The sequence below is a fragment of the Bacillus sp. AY2-1 genome, from assembly GCF_008368965.1.
Taxonomy (GTDB): domain Bacteria; phylum Bacillota; class Bacilli; order Bacillales; family Bacillaceae_G; genus Bacillus_A; species Bacillus_A thuringiensis_S.
In genome coordinates, this window is sequence record NZ_QPEL01000324.1 from 1 (window position 1) to 769 (window position 769).

Below are 769 nucleotides of genomic sequence, written 5' to 3' on the forward strand. Positions count from 1 at the left end.
TTTTTTCTTCTAATTCCATATTTCTTATGTTGAGAAATAAATGATAAGGGGCTTAATAAAACTAAAATGAATTATTGACATAATATTTCGACGATAATATAATAAATCTCGAATTCAAGATAACTTGTAAAGGATTGGTAATTATGAGTGTGATTAATGATGAGAGCTTATCTTTAAAGTTATTTGTTACATTATCAAGGGCAGCACAGGCAATTACTAAGCGTATTGAAGAGGATATAAAAAGTTATGGACTTAATCCAACTGAATTTGCAGTGCTTGAGCTACTATATAGTAAAGGCGATCAGCCTATACAAAAAATTGGAGGGAAAATATTACTTGCAAGTAGTAGTATCACGTATGTAGTGGATAAGTTGGAAAAGAAGAGGTTCTTAATACGAAAACCATGTCCAAAAGACCGCCGTGTCACGTATGCGTCAATTACTTCAGATGGTATTCAGTTAATGGATAGTATTTTTCCTCAGCATAAAGAGGCGATTCGGCATATATTTGGTGGTTTGGACTATATTGAGAAAAAAATGATAATCGAAAAGTTGAAAAAATTAGGGTATTATGCACTCGAACTATAAATTTTTAGAAATATATCTCGAATTAGTAATGTCCTAATTAAATCTAATTTAAATAAATAGGAGGAAAAATTAATAAATGGTAGTAAATTTATTATAATACAAAATGAATAAACCATGTAATTTCAATTGGTATAACATGAAATAAAGTTGTTATGTTAACGTATACATATCGTCCTTTAAAT

Annotated in this window: 1 protein-coding gene; it reads left to right on the top strand. The window is 29.0% G+C overall.

All coding sequences use genetic code 11. The features are described from left to right. Positions 1–143: 143 nt before the first annotated feature. A complete protein-coding gene (locus DN403_RS30845) occupies positions 144–587 on the top strand; it encodes a MarR family winged helix-turn-helix transcriptional regulator (protein ID WP_000111431.1) in 444 nt (147 codons plus the stop codon). The last annotated feature ends 182 nt before the right edge of the window (positions 588–769 follow it).